Annotated in this window: 15 protein-coding genes; 7 read left to right on the top strand and 8 right to left on the bottom strand. The window is 41.7% G+C overall.

Features of this window, described 5'->3' with window-relative positions; genetic code table 11:
• Nucleotides 1-2: 2 nt before the first annotated feature.
• The 3 genes from FTU16_RS00580 to FTU16_RS00570 all read left to right on the top strand — a co-directional run bounded on the left by FTU16_RS00580 (nt 3) and on the right by FTU16_RS00570 (nt 2,616).
• Nucleotides 3-674, top strand: coding sequence for a hypothetical protein (locus tag FTU16_RS00580; protein ID WP_180083723.1), 672 nt, complete (start codon nt 3-5; stop codon nt 672-674).
• A 44-nt stretch (nt 675-718) separates the two neighbouring features.
• On the top strand, nt 719-1,525 hold the full coding sequence (locus tag FTU16_RS00575) for an SDR family oxidoreductase (protein WP_078191399.1): 807 nt from the start codon (nt 719-721) through the stop codon (nt 1,523-1,525).
• A gap of 74 nt (nt 1,526-1,599) precedes the next feature.
• Nucleotides 1,600-2,616, top strand: a complete 1,017-nt coding sequence (locus FTU16_RS00570) for a hypothetical protein (RefSeq protein ID WP_180162467.1) — start codon at nt 1,600-1,602, stop codon at nt 2,614-2,616.
• A gap of 33 nt (nt 2,617-2,649) precedes the next feature.
• Here FTU16_RS00570 and FTU16_RS00565 read toward each other — a convergent pair whose 3' ends face one another.
• The 8 genes from FTU16_RS00565 to sdsA all read right to left on the bottom strand — a co-directional run bounded on the left by FTU16_RS00565 (nt 2,650) and on the right by sdsA (nt 13,367).
• Complete coding sequence (locus FTU16_RS00565) at nt 2,650-3,093, bottom strand: YbjQ family protein (RefSeq protein WP_180162466.1); 444 nt, start codon at nt 3,091-3,093, stop codon at nt 2,650-2,652.
• 3 nt (nt 3,094-3,096) lie between these two features.
• On the bottom strand, nt 3,097-3,453 hold the full coding sequence (locus tag FTU16_RS00560) for a YbjQ family protein (RefSeq protein ID WP_078192212.1): 357 nt from the start codon (nt 3,451-3,453) through the stop codon (nt 3,097-3,099).
• A 150-nt stretch (nt 3,454-3,603) separates the two neighbouring features.
• Nucleotides 3,604-5,058 carry a multidrug efflux RND transporter AdeIJK outer membrane channel subunit AdeK gene (gene adeK / locus FTU16_RS00555; protein WP_180034600.1) on the bottom strand — a complete coding sequence of 485 codons (1,455 nt, stop codon included), beginning with the start codon at nt 5,056-5,058 and terminating at the stop codon, nt 3,604-3,606.
• Nucleotides 5,058-8,237 carry an efflux RND transporter permease subunit gene (locus FTU16_RS00550; RefSeq protein ID WP_180162465.1) on the bottom strand — a complete coding sequence of 1,060 codons (3,180 nt, stop codon included), beginning with the start codon at nt 8,235-8,237 and terminating at the stop codon, nt 5,058-5,060. The genes adeK and FTU16_RS00550 overlap by 1 nt, the downstream gene beginning before the upstream one ends.
• A 12-nt stretch (nt 8,238-8,249) precedes the next feature.
• Nucleotides 8,250-9,515: an efflux RND transporter periplasmic adaptor subunit gene (locus FTU16_RS00545; RefSeq protein ID WP_180162464.1), complete on the bottom strand. Its 1,266-nt coding sequence runs from the start codon at nt 9,513-9,515 to the stop codon at nt 8,250-8,252.
• A gap of 42 nt (nt 9,516-9,557) precedes the next feature.
• Nucleotides 9,558-10,154, bottom strand: coding sequence for a phosphatase PAP2 family protein (locus tag FTU16_RS00540; RefSeq protein WP_180063224.1), 597 nt, complete (start codon nt 10,152-10,154; stop codon nt 9,558-9,560).
• Between the two features lie 152 nt (nt 10,155-10,306).
• Nucleotides 10,307-12,358, bottom strand: a complete 2,052-nt coding sequence (locus FTU16_RS00535; protein ID WP_180162555.1) for a site-specific recombinase — start codon at nt 12,356-12,358, stop codon at nt 10,307-10,309.
• A 31-nt stretch (nt 12,359-12,389) separates the two neighbouring features.
• Nucleotides 12,390-13,367: an All-trans-nonaprenyl-diphosphate synthase gene (sdsA, locus tag FTU16_RS00530; protein ID WP_078191391.1), complete on the bottom strand. Its 978-nt coding sequence runs from the start codon at nt 13,365-13,367 to the stop codon at nt 12,390-12,392.
• Nucleotides 13,368-13,826: 459 nt separating this feature from the next.
• On the opposite strand from sdsA, the gene rplU reads away from it, so the two are divergent.
• From rplU to lolA, 4 genes are all read left to right on the top strand, one after another.
• On the top strand, nt 13,827-14,138 hold the full coding sequence (rplU, locus tag FTU16_RS00525; RefSeq protein WP_078191390.1) for a 50S ribosomal protein L21: 312 nt from the start codon (nt 13,827-13,829) through the stop codon (nt 14,136-14,138).
• 19 nt (nt 14,139-14,157) lie between these two features.
• Nucleotides 14,158-14,412 (top strand): 50S ribosomal protein L27, encoded by a 255-nt coding sequence (rpmA, locus tag FTU16_RS00520; protein WP_067764378.1) that lies wholly within the window; start codon nt 14,158-14,160, stop codon nt 14,410-14,412.
• A 309-nt stretch (nt 14,413-14,721) separates the two neighbouring features.
• Complete coding sequence (locus tag FTU16_RS00515; protein ID WP_373683876.1) at nt 14,722-16,020, top strand: YadA family autotransporter adhesin; 1,299 nt, start codon at nt 14,722-14,724, stop codon at nt 16,018-16,020.
• Nucleotides 16,021-16,252: 232 nt separating this feature from the next.
• Entirely contained in the window at nt 16,253-16,948 is a 696-nt protein-coding gene (gene lolA, locus FTU16_RS00510) for an outer membrane lipoprotein chaperone LolA (protein ID WP_180011509.1), read from the top strand.
• The last annotated feature ends 144 nt before the right edge of the window (nt 16,949-17,092 follow it).

Below are 17,092 nucleotides of genomic sequence, written 5' to 3'. Positions count from 1 at the left end.
AAATGACTTATTCTATTTCTTTAAAGATTCAACCTACGACATATCAACGTTTTGAGACAATTCATCAAAAACTCAATGCAGGTGAAACAGAAAGTCAGTCCAAAGCCTTAGGGGATAATTTAGCGGATATTGCATGTGAAATTTTAGATCAAGTTTTTGGCCAAATGGCGCGCATGAATAAGTCTGGAGACAATGAATCCGAAAAAATTATTCAGCAAATACGTGAAACGACCCGTAAATATATGCCGTGGTCGGTGTCTTTTTTTGGCAATGACCGCCTTGTACCGATGGTAAATTATTTATATGGACGTTTTTACAGCGAAGATGGTCAGCATTATATGCATTATCCGATCGATGCCTCTTTAGCCACCGACTTGCTTGCCTATGTCAGTCAAATGAAAGAAGGGCAAAATCAATATGTGCCGCTCGCGTTGAAAGCATTCACACAAGTGGTCGATGCAGGGGTAACGCATTTGGTACGTGAACCGAAAAAAATGCTGAAATTTAATATGGTGGTGGATAAAACTTTAACCGGTGTCATCAATCTCACCACGCAACTCGGATATAAACGCTTCGATAAACTCGGCAAAATTTATGATGCACAATCGATGAGTCAGTACTTTGATCATTTTATGGTGTTTTTGAACAATGAGCCTGTACTACGTAAAGCATAAAATACATATAAATGAATAAATTAGTTATTTAAAAGGATGTCAAAATGGCAAAACGTGATGATTTGAACGGAAAAGTGGTATGGATTACTGGGGCATCGTCAGGTTTGGGTGAAGCTTTAGCAAAAGAATGTGCTTTGCAAGGGGCGCAGGTCATTTTGACCGCACGTCGATTTGAAGAGTTGGAAAAAGTCCGTGTTTCATTATTACATCCAGATCAGCATCTTTCAGTGTGTGCAGACATTACCAATGAAGAACAAGTTCGCCATGCTTATGAACAAGTCCTTGCGCATAAAGGTCGAATTGACTGGCTAATCAATAATGCGGGATTGAGTCAGCGTGCATTGATTACGGATACGACTATGCAAACTGAACGTGCCATCATGGAAGTAGATTATTTTTCGCAAGTCTATTTAACCAAAACCGTTTTACCGACATTTTTAGCACAAAAGTCTGGTCGAATTGCTTTTGTTTCAAGTGTTGCAGGCTTATTAGGGACACAATACCGCGCGACCTATTCTGCTGCAAAAGCTGCCATTCATATGTGGGCAAACAGTCTACGTGCAGAAGTGGCGGATCAAGGGGTGGGCGTATCGGTGATATTCCCCGGATTTGTCAAAACCAATGTTTCATTTAATGCACTCAATGGTGCCGGCAAGCCACAAGGGCATCAGGATGAAGCCATTGAAAATGGTCTAGAAGCCAATGAGTTTGCCGAAACAGTAGTGCAATCTTTGCAACGAGGGGAAGAATACATCGTGGTGGGTGGTTCTAAAGAAAAGCTCGGTGTTTGGGTATCACGTTTATCACCGACAACGTTGTATAAAATGATTCGTAAAACCAAAGTGAAGTAAGTTTTATCAAGTTTAAATTGTTTAAAAGTCACTTTTAAGAGTGACTTTTTTAATGAGTAACGAGATTATAAGAAATGAAAAAGAATAATTTTAACAAATGGGGAATAGCCATCATTTTGTGCGCAATCATTGGTGCAATCGGTACAGTGGCATATTTTTATTTTAAACAGAAAACTCAAAAAATTGAGCAGAAGTCAACGCTCGAAAAGCCTGAAAAAGAAATAGGAACTGTATCAGAACCCGTTACTGAATCTGTTGAGATTGAACCTAATGTTGAAGCGGCGAGTGCAGAAGTTGTAATACGAGGACCAAATGAGGGGTGGTTACCGATCGAAGCACTGTTTGATGAACAAGGATTATTGAAGTCTGAGTATTACAGTCAAAATCCTCAAGATTCAGATGTTGATAAATTACCTTATAGCTCGAATAAAATTGGTGATTTTAAATGGCGAGCTGAATTTCATCCTGTTGATGATTTTAAAGGCGATCAGGCTAGATTCAAAGATCAATGTTTTGGATATTGTGTTTTAGTGAAAGATAAGTTGCTGACCAGTGTTGAATCGACTGTATTTACGGGAGCATTTATTGCGAAAGATCATTTGGTCGAAGTGATTGCACATAAGGGGAGTGGCGCATATATGCCTGTCAACTATAGCTTTATCAAAATCGACAAAGCTGGTAATGCAGAGTTAATCTCAGATGATCATAATTCTTACAAAGATCAATTGGCTCGTATCAATCATTCGGGACTCGAGATTGACTTAAAACCATTTAGAAAACTTCAATATTTTCTTCTAATGAATGAAAATGGTTTAAATGTGTCGATGCAAAAACCCAATAAGGTGGATGTCGAACCGACTCAGTGTAAAGAGTATTACGAAGGAACATTAGAGGCATGTCCAACTTTATATGGATGTAAAGCTGACATTGTGGTGCAAGATCTGGCACGTGCTTATGCTGGAGATGTTGCATTTAGTTTTCATGATCCAAATATTGATGAAAAGAAATTTAATGAAGTTTGTTTTAAAGTTTGTCGCAATGAAAATGTGGGTTATGAAGAGTTTGAAAACACATTGTGTAAAGTAAATTAAATAGTAAAAATGAATTGGGGAGAAGTAGAGAGATCAGATGTCTCTCTTTTGAATTGCTGTTCCATACGCAAAGACTTCGACCATGCCGCCTTGCATACCCAACTCAGTGGTGCTTAGACGCAGGCCCATAATTTGCGTTGCGCCCATCTTTTCAGCTTCTTGCTTTAAACGCACCACGGCTTCACGACGTGCCCGATCAACGATGCTTTCATAACTGGCCAAACGTCCGCCAAAGAAGTTCTGAATATTGGCAATCACATATTTAAAATAATCATGCGAAATTACCACATTACTTGAAATCAGTTGTCCGAAATGTTCAGTAGTTTTAAAGCGGTTGTTGTCTATTCGTATATGTGCCAAACGCTTTTCTTGAGCTTCGAGTTCTTTGAGATGCTTTTGTTCGATATGGCGACCGAAGCCCCAACCAATACAAAAGAGCACCACAAAGATCAGGACTTTAAAAATAAAGGCATCCATGACTTAGTCCTGAGTTGGAAATGGGTCTGGTAGTTTTGCTGAGTTGGCTTCTACGCGAACTGCCGTGCCATACACAAATAATTCAGAGGCGCCTTGAGCAATATTTGAGGTTGAAAAACGGATACCGACGACCGCATTCGCGCCTAAGGCACGTGCTTTGTCAATCATACGGCTCATAGCTTCTTGACGGGATTCTTCGAGTAGTTCTGTATAACCTTTGAGTTCACCACCCACGATATTTTTTAGGCCAGCCATAAAGTCACGACCAACATGTTTGCTGCGGACAGTACTGCCATAAACGACATCAAGTTGTTGTGTAATGGTATGACCCGGAACAGATTCAAGATTACTTAAAAGCATTTTTAGTTATCAATATAAAAAGGTGAATTGAAGATAGGAAACTCTTCAGCAAAAAGCAATATGTTCATTTTTATTTTGTAGCTCCGATCTAAAAATGAAAAAGCCCACCGAAGTGAGCTTTTCAAATATTACGGGCTAGGCTAAATCAAATTATTGTTTTGATGCTGCTTTACGCTCAGCAGTAGAAGGTTGGTATTGCACAGCATCAGAAGTGTTGGCTTTGATACCACCACCAAGTGTTTTATACAATTCAACTTGGTTGTTGAGATTTGCTTGTTCAAGCAACAACAAACCTTGCTCAGCTGCATAAGATGCACGCTGCGCATCCAGTACAGTTAAGTAGCTATCAATACCAGCACGGAAGCGGGCATTTGATAGTTTGTAAGTTGTATTGGTTGCATCAACTAAACGGCGCTGTGCTGCAATACGGTCACCAATGTTTTGGCGAACTGCAAGCGCATCATTCACTTCACGGAAAGCTGACTGAACTGATTTTTCATAATCAGACAATGCAATTTTCTGGTCAGTTTCAGAAACTTTAATATTGGCCTGACGCGTACCCCAATCGAAGATTGGAATATCTAGGCTAGGGCCAGCAGACCATACAAAGTTGCCTGATTTAAATAGATCACCTAAGTCCGTTGAAGCATAACCCGCAGAACCTGTCAGGCTAATCGTAGGGAACAGACGTGCTTTAGCTGCACCAATGTTCGCACCAGCGGCAGACAGTTTGTATTCAGCTGCACGTACATCTGGACGGTTGTTCAACAAGTCACTTGGAATACCTGAACCAATGGTATTGGTCGAAGTAATCCGACTGACACGTTGGTTTGGAAGCAAGTTCGCAGGTACTTGTTGACCCACTAATAGATTCAATAAATTTTGCGCTTGAGCAATTTGAGTTTTGTAGTTTGCAACATCATTACGTGCAGTTTCTACAGAAATTTGAGCCTGACGAACAGGAACTTCACTGTCAATACCGACATCAAAACGCTTTTTGTTCAGGTTGTAAGATTCAAGCTGAGCCTTTAAGGTTTGATCTGCAAGCTTCAAGTTTGAGTTAGCGTATGCATAGTTTAACCATGCTTGAGCCACTTGACCGATCAACGCAATTTGTGTTGCATCACGGGCACTTGCAGTTGCAAGATAACTATCTAAGGCATTGTCTTTTAAGCTACGTACACGACCCCAAAAATCAAGTTCATAGGCAGTGACACCTAAACCGACATTGTAAGAGGTGATAGGCTTTTGTGTATTCAACGTGTCTTGACGAAGTACACTACCACTTGCACCAATGGTTGGTAATTGACCATTGGCAGTGATTTGATACTGTTGCTGTGCACGTTCAATATTTAAAGCTGCGGTACGCAGGTCACGGTTGTTGGCTAAAGCTAAGTCAAGAACTTGTACCAGACGTTGGTCAGCAAAGAAATCTTTATATCCTTGCTCAGCCACAGAAGTGCCAGAAGCACTTGCAGTGTAGCTTTCGGGGATATTGGTCTGAACAACCGGCTCTGGACCACGCATGCTTTGGCAGGCAGCCAAAGCAAGCGCAAGTGAAGAAACCGCAATGCTACGACCTGCAATAGACCATACATTTTGCATCACGATAAATGCTCCTGATTATTTTGTTGTTTTGGTTTGTACTTAAAGATACTTCGGATCCATACGTAGAATACAGGAATAAAGAAGATACCAAGTAGGGTAGAACTGATTACGCCACCCAATACACCATACCCTACAGAGTGCTGGCTACCTGCACCTGCACCCGAAGAAAGGGCAAGCGGAAGTACACCAAAACCAAAGGCTAAAGTGGTCATGATAATTGGACGTAGACGCATTTTAGCGGCATGCAATGTTGCGTCAAACAGATCTTCACCTTTTTCTTGAAGTTCTTTGGCGAATTCTACGATCAAGATCGCATTCTTCGCAGACAAACCAATGACGGCAATAATAGCCACCTGGAAGTAAATGTTATTCGCCAAGTTTGGATTTTTGAAGAACACCATTCCAAGGAAAGTCAGTAATAACGCACCCAATACACCTAATGGTACAACCAGTAATACTGAGAACGGAATAGACCAGCTTTCATACAAGGCAGCAAGACATAGGAAGACGATTAACAATGAAAGTGCGTATAGGAATGGTGCTTGTGCGCCAGACTCACGTTCTTCTAGAGATAAACCAGTCCATTCATAGTCAAAGCCTTGAACGCCCATCGAAGGAAGTTTTTGTACAATTTCTTCCATCGCTTTCATCGCGTCGCCCGAACTTACACCCACACCCGGTGAACCTTGAATGTTCACAGATGCGATACCGTTATAACGTTCAAGACGTGGTGAACCATAAGTCCATTCACCAGTAGCGAAGGTCGAGAATGGAACCATTGTGCCTTGGTTGTTACGGACATACCACTGGCTCAGGTCTTCAGGCATCATACGTGCCGCAGCTTCACCTTGTACATAGACTTTCTTCACACGACCACGGTCAACGAAGTCATTGATGTAAGAACCACCCCATGCCATACCCATTGTGGTATTGATTTCAGCAATGTTGACACCCATAGCACCGGCTTGAGCTTGGTCAATCGTGATTTTGTACTGTGGCGTATCTTCTTGACCGTTAGGACGAACACCCATGAGGCGTTTATCTTGAGCAGCCATACCGAGCACCATATTACGGGCATCGATAAGTTGTTGATGAGTTTGACCTGCAGAAGCTTTTAACTGCAAGTTGAAGCCGGCAGTGACACCCAATTCAGGCATTGCTGGTAATTGGATTGGCATGATGTATGAAGCATCCTTCACGATCATGTTCAATGCCATACCACGTTGAATAATCGCACCCACTTGAGATTCAGGTGATGTACGGTCTTCCCAATCTTTTAACTTGATGAATGCAAGACCTGCGTTTTGACCTACACCTGTGAACGAGAAACCGGCAACACTGAATACAGAATCGACATATTTTTCTTCGTTTTTCAGGAAGTAATCGGTCATTGCAGTGACAGTTTTATCCGTACGCTCAAGTGAGGCATTCGGTGGTAACTGTACCAGTGTCATTACAACACCTTGGTCTTCTTCAGGTAAGAATGATGATGGTAACTTTTGGAATAAAAGCACTAATAAGCCGATTACAACTGCATAAATCACACCAGAGAAAATCTTGTGGTGTGTCATGAAGTTCACGCCGCCTTGGTATTTATGAGCAACTTTATCAAAAGAGCTGTTAAACCAACGGAAGAAACGGGCAAAGATATTGTTGCTTTCAGGTTTGTTTGGATCATGTTGTTTCAACATGGTCGCACATAGGGCAGGGGTAAAGGTCAATGCTACAATCAATGACAGAATCATTGCTGTTACCAGCGTGATTGAGAACTGACGATAAATTACACCTGTCGTACCACCGAAAAATGCCATCGGCACGAATACAGCGGTTAACACAGAGGTAATACCGATTAAGGCACCCGAGATCTGTTTCATTGAGATTTCAGTTGCAGTCACTGGGTCAAGATGATCTTCAACCATGACACGTTCAACGTTCTCTACGACAACAATAGCATCATCCACGAGGAGACCAATCGCCAGTACCATCGCGAACATGGTGAGTGTGTTGATCGAGAAACCAAACATGTTAATGACAGCAAAAGTACCCAATACCACTACAGGTACAGCCAATGTCGGAATAATCGTTGCGCGCCAGTTCTGTAAGAATAAGAACATCACAAAGAATACAAGAATCACGGCTTCTACAAGGGTATGTACAACACTTTCAATCGATAACTTAATGAATGGAGTCGTATCAAATGCAAGCGTGTCTTTTAAACCTTCAGGGTAGTTTGGACGTAGTTCTTTTAAACGTGCTTCAACAGCTTCGGCTGTATCTAATGCGTTTGCACCAGTTGCTAGTTTGATCGCTACACCACCAGCAGGTTTGTTGTTGAACTTAGAGTCGAACTGATAGTTGTCAGCACCTAATTCAACACGTGCAACATCACCTAAACGTACTTGAGCACCATCACTACTGTTACGCAGGAAAATGTTTTTAAACTGCTCTGGTGTTTGCAACAAACTTTGTGCTGTAACTGTCGCGTTCAGTACTTGACCTTCAGTTGCAGGCGCACCGCCTAACTGACCAACAGCAACCTGAGCATTCTGTGTACGGATAGCCGCAGCCACATCACTCGGTGTAACTTTCAGGTTTGCCATTTTGGCTGGATCTAGCCAAATACGCATCGCATAAGAACCACCAAATACTTGGACTTCACCTACACCTGCCACACGGCTGAGAGGTTCAGAAATATTCGAGTTTACATAGTCCTTAATGTCGTCCGCAGTCAACTTGCCCGACGGTGAGTGGAATGCTACAACTTGTAGGAAGCTTGCGCCAGATTTGGTGACTTTTACACCTTGACGTTGTACGTCTTCAGGTAATAGCGCTGTCGCAGACTGGAGTTTGTTTTGGACTTGAACTTGGGCGATATCTGGATCGATCCCTTGTTCAAAGTTCAATGTAATAGATGCTTGACCGTTACCCGCACTGTTTGACGAAATATAACGTAAGCCATCCAAACCATTCATTTGTTGTTCAATGATTTGGGTTACGGTGTTTTCAACTGTTTCTGCAGACGCACCAGGGTAAGTCGCAGAGATTGAAACCGTTGGCGGCGCAATGGTCGGATACTGTGCAATTGGCATATTAGATAGCGTGAGTACACCCGCCAGCATAATCACCAATGCAATCACCCACGCAAAAATAGGGCGATGAATAAAGAATTGAGCCATTCAGTCTACTCCCTATGCGTTTGAAGTAGCTTTTTGTTCAGATTTAGGTGCTGCTTGTTCTGCAACTTTAGCATCTGGCTTTGCTGCAGCAGGTTGTTGCGCACCTTGAGGTGCAGCAGCCTGAGGTTGATACGGTTTGGCTACAACTTGTTGTTCTGGCTTAACTTTCGCAATGCCGTCAACAATCACTTTATCGCCAGTATTCAAGCCTTGAGTCACGATCCAATTCGAACCTTGTGTACCAACAGTGGTTACAGGACGAGATTCAACAGCACCTTTTGCATTCACAATCATTGCAATCGCTTGACCTGTAGGGGTACGTGTAATAGCAGCTTGTGGAATCAGGTAAGCATTTGGAATCACACCTTGAACGATGCGAGCATTGGCAAACATACCCGGAAGTAATAAATGATTCGGGTTAGAAAAAACAGCACGAAGTGTAACCGTACCTGTATCTGGGTTTACACTCGCATCAGAAAATGCAAGACGACCTTCAATTGGGTATTCGCTACCATCTTCAAGACGTAATTTCACTTTGGTGTTATTACTGCTGTCTAAGTTGCCTTGGCTTAATTGTTGACGTAAGCGAAGAAGTTCAGCACTTGATTGGTTAATGTCAACGTACATTGGATCAAGACGTTGAATTGTGACTAATGGATCAGCCTGAGATGCAGTAACTAATGCACCCGCTGTCACTGTTGAACGGTTGGTTTGACCTGAAATTGGCGCACGTACAGTTGAGTAACCTAGGTTAATTTCTGCATTTTTAAGTTCTGCCTGAGATGCCGCAACATCTGCTTCAGCCAGTTTAACTTGAGCAACAATATCATCGTATTCTTGTTTTGAAATCGCATTTGAGCCAACAAGCTGACGGTAACGACCTTCTTTAACACGTAACACGCCTAAATTTGCTTGTTGACGTGTTAAAGCAGCACGAGCACTGTCAGCTGAAGCACGGTTTGTACGCGAGTCTATCTCGTACAAGGCTTGTCCTTCGCGAACATAGCTGCCTTCTGCAAATAGACGTTTCAGTACTACACCACTGGTTTGTGGACGTACTTCTGAAATTTCATAGGCAGATGTACGGCCAGAAAGTTCAACAGATTGTTCAACGCTTTGCGGTTGGGCAACAATGACACCGACTTCAGTTGGTGGCATTTGCTGTGCAGCAGCAGCTTGCTGTGCATTTTTAGGATCTTTGCTACAACCAACAAGTGCAATACTTGTTGCCAATGCGCAAGCAGTCAGGGCGGGAGCCCAAAGCTTTGCAGACATCATTGTTCCACCTCAATTAGATATTTATCTAAATTATTCATTTGTTTACGCTTTACTGATTTTGATGTAACTCAAATAAAGTAGCGCGATCCAAATAAAACTTATGCTCCAACCGGATAAGACATCTGTCGGAAAATGAACCCCAACATATACTCGCGAAACACCCATACACAGCATCCATAACAATGCCAAAATGGTGATCAAGCGATGTTGAGCATGTTGTCGGCAAATCAAGATCATCAGACACGCAAGCGATGCAGCATAACAACTGTGTGCGCTTGGGAATGAACTCCCGTAAGACGCTACAAGATGGTACATTTCTGGGGGGCGCGGTCTGGTGAACGTAAATTTAAGCAACCATGCAAGGCCGATACTTCCAAAGATCCCTATACTGATAAAAACAATCTCTGTGTATTTTTTATACCACGCAAAGTGTAAACACCATAGCGTGGTGAAAAATAATACAAAAGGCATGCCGCCTAGCGCGGAAAGTCCGATGGCAATTTGATTAAAAACAGCAATACGGTGCTGACTCATCCATTCCACGATATTTAAATCTAATAGATTTAAATAGGTGGGATAAAGCGACAACACACTGATAATTAATGCAAAAAAACCAACAAACAGTAGCGTTCGTGGCATATTTTATTCCTTGTCATTTTAACCGGTTTGAGCTCGGTTAATTAATGGACTAAAGTGTACTCATCAGTACACTTTATTTCAAGTCTGTGTAAATCATACTGATTTTATTTTTTGTGTTCATTTACATCTTACTAAAATAAAACACAAATCTGCTAATGATTGTTCTTACTGGCTTGTGTGCCATCTTCAACTTCAAGTGGGGCTTTTGGTGGCCAGAAAAAGTCACTTGGTCGCGTTAGAAAATGAGTCATCACCAATTTAGCCAGTGGTTTCCATTGTTCAAATCTTACGCGACGTGCCCGTAGTGCCACAATAATGGTTAACGTGAAACTGACGAATAAGTTAGTCAGACCGATCAGAATAACTCCTAAGAATGACACAATGATTAAGCCAATGTCTGGTGAACCATTAATATTGATGAGGCCTTGAATGAAGTTGGCCGAGGCGAAGGCGATATGGCGAATATCTAAAGGTAAACCAAAAATAAATCCAATCGTTCCCATACTGCCCAGCATGATCCCGAATAAGAAGTTACCTGCTAAAGCACCTAAGTTTCGCTCAATGTAAGCGGCAAGCTTATCCAGTCTCTCTTGACCCATAATGCGTTTTAACTTTGGATGTGCTTGAATCCGTGGTCCAACTTTGCGATAGATCGCCATGTTGTCAAAGTATCCAGCAAGCAAACCTGATAAAAACAAACATACCCCAGCAATCGCAGCATGTGGCACAGCCAGTGAGGTAAATGGATTGAGGTCGTGTAAGGTTTTAGCTGCTTTTGCATGATTCATTAATGGCTCATGTAAAGCCATGTCCCAACTTAATGCGATCAATGCTGCAACAGGAATCGCAATACTGATGTTGCCTAAGATTGCAATAAACTGGGTTCGAATGATGTTAATAATCAGCGCGGCAAGCTCGGCAATTTGCGCCATTTTCGAGCCTTTACGATGCTGAACCGTCGAGGCAAGTGCGGCAGCTGTCATCGCAGGCTGTTTGGTAGCAACCGTAAAATGTAAGACATGAATCAGCATAAAGCCGAAAGAGTAGTTCAGACTATATGAAATGGCTTGCATGAGCGGTGCCATGGTGACACGGGTCATCAGCACTTTTAGTGTTGCCATACATGCAATGATCACGCCGGCACCTGCCGCAGATCGGTACATGCTCATAAAGCTTTGTTTGTCCGTACTTACATAGTGTTCGCCCGTTTTACTTGCATTTTCGGTGACTTGTAGGGCAACCAATTCACTATTGGTGGCAAGTAAATCGCGCACGCTACGCTCGCTATAAATCGCTGACGTCACATCACTGAGTAAACTACCCATAGACACATAGCGGACATCATCTTCTTCAACAATCAGGTTGAGTAAGATTTCTAAGCGATCTAAACACTGTTCTAAAAGCGACAATAAGTAAGTCAGGCTGACACTTACACCAATTCGTTTGGTCGCACGGCGAATCTTCAGCACCACATCACGACATTGTTCCAGCATTACCAACGCTTGAGAAGCATCTGGCGGTAGCACAGCACTCATTTCTTCAGCACTTTGATGGAGCTTTTTATACTGTTGAATAAAATCGTTTATTTCACGGTTTTGCACCAAAAAAGGCGATTCATATTCGGTCAGTTCAGGCTGCGCATTAATAAATTCAGGATATAAGCCAATACCACTCACCCGATAAGACAAAACGGTAATGGCCTTAATTAATTCACGGCGAATTTTCTTTTTTTCTTCCTGATTGCTATGACCTTGGTTAAACAATCGAAAGAGCTGCATCCATTGCTGATCATCAATACTGTCGAGCCAATATTTGTCGTTATGACGATAAAAAACTCGACGGACTAAATCTTGTAGTTGAGTTTCGTCATTGATCAGGGGAAGAAAATGTGCGCCAAGCCGTTGGAACAGTTGTCCCCAAAAACCATCGAGAGACAAAATACCCGTGTCCGCATATAAACTGGTTTGTTTATATCGGCTAATGAGTTTTAGAACAAAGCTTTGCAGGGTAGAGGCTGCATCTGGCGTGATGAGTAAAGCTTGGATGAAAGCCTGAAATTTTTTCTTAATTTCGTCGGTATTTTTTGTATCTTCTGGTCGAATTCGGTTGACCAATTCGATCAGCAAGTTTTCATCCAGCACAGCCCGAGGGGTATCGAGCTGTTGCTGCATGGTCAAAAAGATATCATTCAGTTTTATATGCATAGGCAAGGGGAATTACGATGAATATTGTTAATTATTGAATTCGGTGTAATGCCAAGTTTGCGAGGTTGATTAAAGCTTGACGATATTCAGTATCTGGTAGTGCTGCTAAAGCGGCTAGTGCTGCTTCAGTTTCTTCAGTCGCACGTTGGCTACAATAATCAAGAGCCCCAGAGCTTTGTACAATCTGAATTACACGCTCTAAATCTGCCGTACCACCTGTGGCAATACTGCGGCGAATAATGTCATGTTCTTCGCCAGTGGTATTCTTTAAGGCAGAGATTAAAGGTAAAGTTGGTTTACCTTCCATCAAATCATCGCCAATATTTTTACCTAATGTTTCAGCATCTGAGGTGTAATCTAAAATATCGTCAATAATTTGAAAGGCATTTCCAAAGTGTCCGGCAAATTTTCTAAGCGGTTCACGGTACTCTGGTGTACCAGTCAGAATCGCTGCACCTTCGGTAGCGAGCTCAAATAAACGCGAAGTTTTACCGTGAATAATATCTAAATAGGTTTGTTCAGTAGTTTCGGGTTGGTGTTGTGATTGAAGTTGTAAAACTTCACCTTCAGCAATTTCACAGGTACCTGTTGAAAAGTCTTTGAGTAATACTTTGCTGTCTAGATCCACCAATAAATCAAAAGCGCGAGAAATCAAAAAATCACCCACAAGTACGGCAGTTTGATTATTCCATGTCGCATTTGCGGTTGGGCGGCCACGGCGTAAACCCGATTCATCGACTACGTCGTCATGTACCAAGGTTGCGGTATGTAGCATTTCAATAATTGCTGCAAGTTTACGGTGTTTTTCTAAATCTTCTGCGCCACAAGCCTTTGCTGCAAGTAAGCACATAATGGGACGCATGCGTTTACCGCCTGCTTCAACCACATGTTTACTGACTGCCATGACCAAGGCAACTTTAGACGTGATCCCTTCATTAATAAATTTGTCCATCGCAGCAAAGTCAGTAGCAACAGGCGCGAGAATATCTTGCTTAAAGTCGATGGTCATATGAAGAGAAACCTCAATAATTTTTGAATTACAGACGTAGTGTAGCAATTTGTTATATGAATAACAGGTAAGAACTTACTCAATTGACTTAATCTTAAGTGATTTTTTTCATCAAGCGGAAGTATTGTACTTATTTTTTAACAGACTTTTATCTTTAGCATGTTGTTTGAACAGCATGTTGTTGATGTCAGTCCAGAGTATATTAGCGAATTGTTGCTAAAAATCTATGTCAAACCTTGTCAAAAGCATGATAAGTGAAATAGAGCACTCATTTTAATACTTTTAATGACACTATTTATATAATAAACGCATACTCATCTAATATTTTACGGAAATGACTTGTTGTTTTTCGGGTTATCCCTTAAAATCTTTGCCTTTGCAAAACCCCAGTGACGATCGTTTTAAGATCGGTATATCCCTTTACCGGCACGACAACACGGGCATGTTTGGAGTACTTAAATGTACGCAGTAATCCAAAGCGGTGGTAAACAACACCGTGTAGTTGAGGGTGAAACCCTTAAAGTAGAATTATTGAAAGCTGAAACTGGCTCAACTGTTACTTTTGATGACGTGTTGATGCTTGTTAACGGTGACAGCATTCAAATTGGTGCACCAGTAGTAGCTGGCGCTAAAGTAACTGCTGAAGTAGTTAGCCATGGTCGTCACGACAAAATCCGCATCATCAAAATGCGTCGTCGTAAACACTATCGTAAACAACAAGGTCACCGTCAATGGTTCACTGAGTTGAAAATTACAGCTATTTCAGGCTAATTACGAGGAGTAAGTAGACATGGCAACTAAAAAAGCCGGTGGTTCGACTAAAAACGGTCGTGACTCGAACCCAAAAATGTTGGGTGTTAAAATCTACGGCGGTCAATCTGTGACTGCTGGTAACATCATCGTTCGTCAACGTGGTACTGAATTCCACGCTGGTGTAAATGTAGGTATGGGCCGTGACCATACTTTATTTGCAACTGCTGACGGCGTTGTAAAATTCGAAGTGAAAGGCCAATTCGGTCGTCGCTACGTATCTGTTGAAGCGTAAGCTTTAATAGAAAAAAACCCGCATTTTTGCGGGTTTTTTTTTCGTCCGAAGAATATGTGAGGTATTTTTTTAGATTGTTACAAACGATGTATAAATCAATAAATCACAGAATATAAAAAGCGTAATAGAGGAGTACAAATACAAAAAAAGGATAAGGACATGAATAAAATATTGAATACAGTTTTTATCAATGCTGACTATCAGAAAAGGAATTGTCCTGATAAAAGCCAATAAATTGCATTTGAAAAGACACTAGGACTTGGTGAAACAACTTCAATCGCTATTAAAGCTGTACCAAAATTACTTGCTGTGAGTATTTTACTTTCTCTAGGTTCAATTGCATGGGCTGGTGGTTCAGGAGAGCATACCTCAAGTGGTTTAACCTGTTCGAGTGGTTGTAATGATTCACATCAACATTCGGGCGGAAAAGGACACACAAGTCATGGGAACGGCAATGGTTATGGGCATGAGGGAGGAGGAAAACCTCATGGTGGGCAACAGGGTTTACCTGGCGCTAAAGGTGATAAAGGTGATACTGGCGCAACTGGCGCAACTGGCGCAACTGGCGCAACAGGCGCTACAGGTGCAACTGGTAAAGATGGACTCAATGGCCAAGACGGCATCGATGGTAAGGATGGTTTGAACGGTCTGAATGGCAGCAATGGTCTAGATGGTGCAAGTGCTTATCAAGTTGCGGTGAGCAATGGTTATGAAGGCAATGAAGACCAATGGTTAGAAAGTCTACGTGGTGCAGTTGGCGCACAAGGGCTAACAGGTGAAAATGGTTTCAGTGCGTATGAACTTGCGATAAAAAATGGATTTGTCGGTACTGAAGTGGACTGGTTATTGAGCTTAAAAGGAACAGATCCGTACATTAAAATCCAATCAAACGTTGCCAATACAGCACCTAAACCAACTGCGAATGGACAAGATGCGATTGCAGTCGGTGCAGGTAATAAGGCTGATGGTAATCAGTCTATTGCCCTCGGTGTAAACAATACAGTCAATGGTGATGGCTCTGGTGCAGTAGGTTCAAATAATACAGTCACAGGTAATAATACCTATGTGGTTGGTAACAATATCAACACATCGGCAAATAATGCTGTTGTACTTGGCAATGGTTCAAGCTCTAACCGCAATAATACGGTTTCCGTTGGCTCGGCTGGTGCAGAGCGGCAAATTATTCATGTGGCAGCTGGTACGGCAGACACCGATGCAGTGAATGTGAAACAAATGCGTCAAGCAGATCTAGAAGTGCTAAATAGTTCAAAAGCATATACAGATCAGCATGGGGCAAATGTACTCAATCAAGCCAATAGCTATACCAACCAACGTGTGAATGAATTGAACCATAATTTCAATAAATTTAAAGATAATGTTTATGGTGCTGTTGCTTCAAGTATTGCAATCGCCTCCTTACCACAACCCACAGATGCTGGATACAACATGTTTAGCGTAGGTATGGGGACTTGGGAAGGTTCACAAGGCTATGCAGTAGGTTTTAGTGGAGTAACTGAGAGCAATAAATATGTTTATAAATTGGCTGCAACAGGAAACTCTGAAGGTGACTTTGGCGCTGGTGCATCGATTGGTTGGCAATGGAAATAACTCAATATTGGAATGTTGAAATTGCTAAAATGTTGTTTAATTATTTGAAAGGCATTTGAGTCAAGTCAAGTGCCTTTTTATTTTATATTTCTCCATCATGATGAATAAAAAACAGCAATTTGCATTAATAACCATACAAAACTTCTTATTTTCTCTAAATTTAGTCAATGAAAGTGGTTTAAGATGGAGCCATCTAACAAATTGCGTTGATGCAAATATAAAAGGTGAATCTATGAAAATGCTTCGTAAAACCATCTGTGCTATGGCATTAGGTGCAGCGACACTGGCACCGGTTATGAGTACGACAGTATTCGCGGCACCAGTTGCAGCGTCGGAGCAGCAGGCAACTGCCAATTTGGTGAAACAATTATCGGGTATTAAAAGTTTTACAGCTAACTTTCAGCAAACCACAAAAGTGACTAACCCGAAAGCTACTCAAAAGAAAGGTTTAAGTGCGCAGCATATGAACCAAACTTTTACTGGGGTCATGAAAGTTCAACGTCCAGGTAAATTCTATTGGGAAACAACCAGCCCATCTAAGCAAACCATTGCGACTACAGGTAAAACAGTTTGGATCTATGACCCAGACCTACAACAAGCGGTACGCCAAAGCTTAGATGACCAAGTTGCGAATACGCCTGCATTATTATTGTCAGGTAATACTGCTCAAATCATGAAGTCTTATCGTATTACTCAGCCGAATAAGACCAAAACTTATTACACCTTATATCCAAAAAGTGATGATGGCGTGTTTCAAAGCTTAACCATTAGTTTTGGTGCGAAAAATGCACCAACCTTAATGATTCTCCAAGACTCATTAGGTCAAACAACAAATGTTCGTTTCAATAATGTGAAGGTGAATGCGTCTATTCCAGCGTCAACCTTTAACTTTGTACCTCCAAAAGGTACGGACATTATTGATCAATAATTCTCATGAACGAAAAAAAGCAGACATCGGTCTGCTTTTTTTATGGAGAAATGTAAAGCAAGCAAGCTGAATTTAAGTGAAATTTAGTAATATGCTGATATTCACAAGTTGCTTAAATGAAGTGATTTGTGGTTTTGACTGTTG

It is taken from the genome of Acinetobacter sp. YH12069 (assembly GCF_013419675.1).
Lineage (GTDB): Bacteria > Pseudomonadota > Gammaproteobacteria > Pseudomonadales > Moraxellaceae > Acinetobacter > Acinetobacter amyesii.
Note: the sequence above shows the minus strand (reverse complement) of the source record. Positions and strands in the feature narration are given on the sequence as shown.

What these genes read in the sequence shown, in the direction of transcription:
- FTU16_RS00580 (WP_180083723.1), top strand. Translation starts at nt 3, where the DNA reads ATGACTTATTCTATTTCTTTAAAGATTCAACCTACGACATATCAACGT.
- FTU16_RS00575 (WP_078191399.1), top strand. Translation starts at nt 719, where the DNA reads ATGGCAAAACGTGATGATTTGAACGGAAAAGTGGTATGGATTACTGGG.
- FTU16_RS00570 (WP_180162467.1), top strand. Translation starts at nt 1,600, where the DNA reads ATGAAAAAGAATAATTTTAACAAATGGGGAATAGCCATCATTTTGTGC.
- FTU16_RS00565 (WP_180162466.1), bottom strand. Translation starts at nt 3,093, where the DNA reads ATGGATGCCTTTATTTTTAAAGTCCTGATCTTTGTGGTGCTCTTTTGT.
- FTU16_RS00560 (WP_078192212.1), bottom strand. Translation starts at nt 3,453, where the DNA reads ATGCTTTTAAGTAATCTTGAATCTGTTCCGGGTCATACCATTACACAA.
- adeK (WP_180034600.1), bottom strand. Translation starts at nt 5,058, where the DNA reads ATGCAAAATGTATGGTCTATTGCAGGTCGTAGCATTGCGGTTTCTTCA.
- FTU16_RS00550 (WP_180162465.1), bottom strand. Translation starts at nt 8,237, where the DNA reads ATGGCTCAATTCTTTATTCATCGCCCTATTTTTGCGTGGGTGATTGCA.
- FTU16_RS00545 (WP_180162464.1), bottom strand. Translation starts at nt 9,515, where the DNA reads ATGATGTCTGCAAAGCTTTGGGCTCCCGCCCTGACTGCTTGCGCATTG.
- FTU16_RS00540 (WP_180063224.1), bottom strand. Translation starts at nt 10,154, where the DNA reads ATGCCACGAACGCTACTGTTTGTTGGTTTTTTTGCATTAATTATCAGT.
- FTU16_RS00535 (WP_180162555.1), bottom strand. Translation starts at nt 12,358, where the DNA reads ATGCATATAAAACTGAATGATATCTTTTTGACCATGCAGCAACAGCTC.
- sdsA (WP_078191391.1), bottom strand. Translation starts at nt 13,367, where the DNA reads ATGACCATCGACTTTAAGCAAGATATTCTCGCGCCTGTTGCTACTGAC.
- rplU (WP_078191390.1), top strand. Translation starts at nt 13,827, where the DNA reads ATGTACGCAGTAATCCAAAGCGGTGGTAAACAACACCGTGTAGTTGAG.
- rpmA (WP_067764378.1), top strand. Translation starts at nt 14,158, where the DNA reads ATGGCAACTAAAAAAGCCGGTGGTTCGACTAAAAACGGTCGTGACTCG.
- lolA (WP_180011509.1), top strand. Translation starts at nt 16,253, where the DNA reads ATGAAAATGCTTCGTAAAACCATCTGTGCTATGGCATTAGGTGCAGCG.